This window comes from Stenotrophomonas sp. STEN021, from assembly GCF_056760175.1.
In genome coordinates this window covers 1-6,144 of record NZ_JBRREH010000137.1, presented here as the reverse complement: position 1 = coordinate 6,144, position 6,144 = coordinate 1, and the positions used below count along the sequence as shown (strand labels likewise).

Annotated in this window: 2 protein-coding genes; both read left to right on the top strand. The window is 65.8% G+C overall.

The window, feature by feature from the left end:
• Window positions 1-145: 145 nt before the first annotated feature.
• Complete coding sequence (locus tag ACVOL0_RS19810; protein WP_481550543.1) at window positions 146-1,945, top strand: autotransporter assembly complex protein TamA; 1,800 nt, start codon at window positions 146-148, stop codon at window positions 1,943-1,945.
• Complete coding sequence (locus ACVOL0_RS19805; RefSeq protein ID WP_481550542.1) at window positions 1,942-5,802, top strand: translocation/assembly module TamB domain-containing protein; 3,861 nt, start codon at window positions 1,942-1,944, stop codon at window positions 5,800-5,802. The genes ACVOL0_RS19810 and ACVOL0_RS19805 overlap by 4 nt, the downstream gene beginning before the upstream one ends.
• Window positions 5,803-6,144 lie beyond the last annotated feature (342 nt).

The following is a 6,144-nucleotide window of genomic DNA, read 5'->3' as shown; positions in this document are numbered from 1 at the left end:
CCCTGCGCCCCCCGCCCCTGCCAGCCCCCGCGCCCCGCCCCCCGCCCGCCCCCCCCCCCCCCCCCCCCCCCCCCCCCCCCCCCCCCCCCCCCACTACAAGGGGGCATGAAGGTCGTGTGATTTTGCTGGTCATGTTCGGACCGGTATGCTGACGCGCATGCAGCTATCTCGAATCACCCCGCTCCTTCTGTTTCTGGCATCGCTGGCGGCAGCACCCTTGGCCCATGCCCGCGGCACCATCGAAAAAGTCCAGATCAAAGGTCTGGACAAAGGGGATGACGCCGAGATCATCGAAAACATCGAGGTATCGCTATCGGTCTACGACGCGATCGGCAAGGTGCAGGGTGAATCACGCCTGGAGTACCTGCTGTCGCAGGCCGAACGGCAGACCCGTACGGCGCTGGAGCCGTTTGGCTTCTACAACCCGAAGATCACCGTGGAGGCACCGCGTACCGGCGAGACCCTGCAGGTACTGATCCAGGTCGACAAAGGCGAGCAGGTCAAGGTCCGCACCGAAGAGCTGGCCATCACCGGCCCGGCCTCGCGCGACCGCTACCTGCAGGAAGACATCGAGGCCTTCCACCCCAAGACCGGCGAAGACTTCGACTCGGTCAGCTACGAGGCCAGCAAGATCACCATTACCCGGCGGCTGGCCGAGCGTGGTTACTTCGATGCTGATTTCACCCAGCGCAAGGTGGAAGTGACGCGCGCGGAGAATGCCGCCGACATCTTCCTTACCTGGGACAGCGGCCGCCGCTACAACATGGGGCCGATCAGCTTTGAGCAGGACTACTTCCGTCCCGGTCTGTTCGAGCCGCTGGTGTATTGGGAGCAGGGCAGCTACTGGCATGAAGGCAAGCTTGACCGCCTGCGCGAATCGCTGACCAAGCTCGATTACTTCAGCGTCATCGATATCCAGCCGCATCCGGAACAGGCCGACGACAACGGTGAGGTGCCGGTCAACGTCAAGCTGACCCGCGCCAAGCGCACCATCTACACCGCCGGTCTGAGCTACGGCAGCGAGAGTGGCCCGGGTGTGCGCGGCGGCGTCGAGCGCCGCTACGTCAATCGCCGCGGCCACAAGCTCAGCACCCAGCTGGACTACGCGCAGAAGCGCAAGAGCTTCATCACCAGCTACCGCGTGCCCGGCTTCCGCTGGCTGGACGGTTGGTACAGCTACGCAGTCAGTGCCTATGACGAGCAGACCGATTACATCGACCTGCGCAACGTCAAGCTGATCGCCAGCCGCAGCGGCGAAATCAACGAAAACCTCACTGCCATCGTCTCGATGAACGCCTTGCGCGAGCGTTGGCGCTACAGCTCAGGTGACCAGTTCAATGCCGCGGTCTACAACTACTCGACGCTGGTCTACCCGCAGCTGACTGCCGACTACGTCAATGTCGACGACAAGAGCTTTCCCCGCCGTGGCATCAGCGGCAACGCCACGCTGCGCGGCGGTATCGAAGGTGCCGGTTCGGACACCAGTTTCGTGCAGGCAGATGCCACCGTGCGTTGGTATCTGCCGTTGGGCGATGCGGATCGGCTGATTCTGCGCGGGCAGGCGGGCACTACCTGGACCAGTGATCTGGTGGCGATGCCGCCGAGTCTGCGCTACTTCGCCGGCGGTAATCGCTCCATCCGTGGCTATGCCTACCGTGAGGTCGGCCCGCGTACGCCGGCACCGGACAAATACGCGCTGGGCGCGAAGAACCTGGTGATCGGCTCGGCCGAATACGAGCATTATTTTGGCGGCGGCCCTTGGGGCGGTGCGGTGTTTGTCGATACCGGCAGTGCCTTTGACAACACCATCGATCTGCATACCGGCGTGGGCTTTGGTGTGCGCTGGAAATCACCGGTAGGGCCGGTGCGTATTGATATCGCCCACGGCTTGAACCACCCGGATTCGCAGTTCCAGCTCTACCTCAACATCGGAGCTGACCTATGAGCCGGCGGCCCGACGAGGTGAGCCCGGAAGAGCGCGAAGCGCGTATCGCCGAGCTGCGTGCCAAGCGCAAGGCGCGGCTGCGCACACTGGCAGTACGCAGCGGCATCACCATCACCGTGCTGGTGCTGCTGGGCCTGTTTGCGCTGTATTGGCTGCTGCAGACCGTGGCTGGGCGTGAGGTGCTGCTGGCGCAGGTGGTGGCACGCTTGCCGGCCGGTTCATCGCTGACCTGGAGCAAGGCCGAAGGCCCGCTGGCCGGGCCGCTGATCCTGCACGACCTGGATTTCCGCTACAACGAGCTGCACTTCACTGCCGGCAAGGCCTATCTGGACCCGGATATCCGCCCGCTGCTCGGCCGCAAGCTGCGCCTGGATGCCCTGCGCATCAGCGATGCCTCGTTGGAGCTGGGGCCATCGGAAGACAAGCCGTTCGAACTGCCCAACTGGCCGGACGTGCTGCCCGCCATCGAATTGCCGCTGGCCTTGCAGGCCGACACCATCGTCATTGATGGCCTGCGCATCACCCAGCTGCAGCAGCCGATCATCGACATCAGCAAGCTCCGTGGTGGGCTTGAAGCTGCCAATGGTGAATTCACCGCCAACCAGATCAAGGTCAACAGCAACCTCGGCGATTTCCGTATCGACGGCCACTACCTGCCGCGCGAAGACTATGCTACCGACCTGACCGTGCGCGCGCTGATGCCGCCACGTCCGGGGCAACCGGCCGCGCGGCTGGGGCTGGTCGCACGTGGCAATCTGGCCCATATGGAAGTTGCGGTGGCCGGTTACGCGCCCAAGCCGCTGCACCTGAGTTTCATTCTGGATGGGCGCACTGATCCGGTGTGGAATGTGTCCGCACGCAGCGAACAACTGGATATCGGCCAGGTGGTGCCGGCGCAGTTCCTGGCCGAGGCACCGGCACCGCTGGCGCTGGATTTCACCGCACGTGGCCGCGGCGGTCAGGCGCGGCTGCAGGGCCGGGTACGCCAGGGTGAAAACGAGCTGGTGCTGGCGCCGTCCAATGTTGCCATCGACAAGCAGGTGCTGACGGTCGCGCCACTGGTTGCCGAAGCCTTCGGCGGCAGCGTGCGGCTGCAGGGCACCGCTGATTTCAGCGATGCGCAGAACCCGGGTTTCCGCTTCGCCGTGGTGGCCAACCAGCTGACCTATACCCCCGAGCCGGACCCGAGTTCGCCGGACAGCACGCCGGTGCCGCTGCACCTGAAGGAAGCGCGGCTGGGCGTGGCCGGCAATCTGAAGAACTGGGCCGCCGTTGGTAAAGCCGAAGTGGCGCGCGAAGCGCAGGACGCCAATCTGGATTTCGATGTGCGTGGCAATGACCAGCAGGCGCATATCGAACACCTCAAGGCGACCACGCCCGGTGGCGCGCTGGAGCTGAAGGGCTCGGCAGCATGGGCACCGGCGCTGGCCTGGGATGTGGATGCGACGCTGTCCAAGTTCGATCCCGGCTATTTTGCACCGGGCTGGGAAGGCAATCTGTCCGGCTCGCTGGCCTCCAAGGGCAAGCAGCTGCCGGCGGTAGCCGGTAGCAGCGACATGCGCTTCGAGGCGACGCTGGACGTGCCGCAGATCAACGGCATGTTGCGTGGCCGTCGTGTCGATGCGCGTGCCAAGCTCGCCTTGCAGGGCACCCAGGGTGAAGGCAATGTGCGGTTGGTGATGGGCGACAGCCAGGTCGAAGCCAAGGGCAAGGTCGGCGACCGCCTGGATGTGGATGCGCGGCTGGAGCCGCTGCACCTGTCCGACCTGTTGCCCGGTGGCACCGGCAGCGTGGCCGGCACCCTGCAGCTGCGCGGCACACCGAGCCAGCCGGACATCACCGCCGACCTGCGCGGCAACGGCCTGCAATGGGACGACTGGAAGGCGCAGCAGATCAGCATCAACGGCCGCCTGCCGTGGCAGGGCAACAACGGCGCGCTGCAGATACACGGCAGTGCCGTCGAAGTCGGCATGCTGCTGGACCAGGTCAACATCAATGCGCGTGGCAGTGTGCAGAACCTGCAGCTGGACGCCGACACCCGCAACGAGCTGGGTGCGGTCGCGCTCAGCGGCAGCGTGCGTCAGCAGGGCCAAGCCTGGCGCGGCGAGCTGGCTTCGCTGCGGATCGCGCCGGTCAAGGGTGCGCCGTGGCAGCTGCGGCAGCCGGCCGCCTTCAGTGCGCAGGGCAGCAACTTCACCTTGTCCGACGCCTGCCTGGGCTCGGATACCGGTGGCGCGCTGTGCCTTGCCGCCAACTGGCCGCGTGAGGGCCTGCAGCTGCGCGGTGATGCCTTGCCGCTTGCCCTGGTGCAGCCCTGGTTGCCGCCCAACGAAGGCCGCCGCATGTACCTGCGTGGCGATCTCACCCTGGACGGCAACATCCGCCCGCGTGGCAATGCCTGGGAGGGTGCCATCAAGGTGGCGTCGGCCGAGGGCGGTATCCGCCTCGGTGACAATGCACGTGGCGAACTGGTGCGTTACGACAATTTCTCGCTCAACGTCGACATGCTGCCGAGCAGCATCAAGGGTTACCTCGGTGTCGGTTTCAAGGGAGACGGCTTCATCGATGCCAAGGTGCAGACCGGTTGGGAGCCCAACGCGGCACTCACCGGTGAGCTGTACATGAACATCGCTCGGCTGTACTGGTTGGAGCTGTTCTCGCCGGATCTGGTGCGGCCGCAGGGACTGATCGAAGGCCACGTCAGCCTGCGCGGCACGCGCTCGCAGCCAACCCTGGGTGGCGAGGCCAAGCTCAGCAATTTCACCGGTGAATTCCCGGCGCTGGGCCTGACCCTGAGCGAAGGCAAGGGCAGCTTCATCGCCCAGCCCGATGGCTCGGCGCGTATCAGCGCATCAACCAAGACCGGTGGCGAAGGCACGCTGCAGGTGGATGGCGGCCTGTCCTGGTTCGGTGATGCGCAGCCCTTGCAGTTGCATATCCACGGCGACAAGGTGCTGCTGGCCAATACCAGTGAACTGCGGGTGGTGGCCAACCCGGACCTGGACTTCACCCTGGCCGGCACCGCGATGGAACTGCGCGGCAGCGTGCACGTGCCCGAGGCCGATCTGGATCTGGAACGCCTGGACCGCGGCACCTCGGCCTCGGAAGACATCGTGGTACTGGACCCGGTTGATCCGGAAGAGGGCCCGTCCTCGCCGCTGGACATGGACCTGACCGTCAGCCTCGGCGACAAGGTCAAGATGAGTGGTTTCGGCTTGAAGGGCGCGTTGACCGGCAAGATGCAGGTGCGTGCGCGTCCGGGCCGCGAGATGACCGCCAATGGCGGCCTGGAAGTCAGTGGTCGCTACAAGGCCTACGGCCAGGACCTGACCATCACCGACGGCCAGCTGCTGTGGAATTACGGGGTGGTTTCCGATCCGCGCATCAACATCAAGGCGCAGCGTGCGATTGGCGATGTCACCGCGGGCATCCAGGTTACCGGGCGCGCGCAGCAGCCGAAGGTGGAGGTGTGGTCGGACCCGGCGATGTCGCAATCCGAGTCGCTGGCCTATCTGGTGCTGGGGCGCAGCCTGAGCATGGCCAGCAGCGACCAGGCACAGCAGGTCAACGCGGCCTCGGCGGCATTGTCGGCCGGTACCGGCCTGCTCGCCGCACAGGTGGGTGCCAAGCTGGGCCTGGACGATGCAGGCGTCAGCCAGTCACGCGCGCTGGGTGGCTCGGTGATCGGCGTGGGCAAGTACATCACCCCCAAGCTCTACATCGGCTACGGCGTATCGCTGGTCGGCAGCGGCTCGGTGCTGACCCTGAAATACCTGCTGCGCCGCGGTTTCGACATCGAAGTGGAATCGTCCACGGTGGAAAACCGTGGCTCGGTGAACTGGCGCAAGGAACGCTGAAGGACGCTGCGGATGGCGCGATTGTGGGAGCGGCGCAAGCCGCGAAGCCACCGCTACATCCGCAGCCAATAGCGCATTTGCCACGCCGAAGATCAGCGTTGTCGCCAGTTCATGCAGCGCGGACATCGCGGCTCACGCCGCTCCCACAAAGCTTCGCGCCCGATGCGCCGGCTCAACGCCGCTTCAGCATCCGCCAGCAGTCGGCCACTGGAAAGTGGCGGGCCTGTGTAGGAGCGGGGGGGGGCCCCCCGCCCACCCCCCCCCCCCCCCCCCAAAACCGATTTTGCCCCCCCCCAAACACCGGTTGGGGGCGAGAAGAAGGGCAGGGGGGGGCGGGGGCGC

What these genes read in the sequence shown, in the direction of transcription:
- ACVOL0_RS19810 (WP_481550543.1), top strand. Translation starts at nt 146, where the DNA reads ATGCTGACGCGCATGCAGCTATCTCGAATCACCCCGCTCCTTCTGTTT.
- ACVOL0_RS19805 (WP_481550542.1), top strand. Translation starts at nt 1,942, where the DNA reads ATGAGCCGGCGGCCCGACGAGGTGAGCCCGGAAGAGCGCGAAGCGCGT.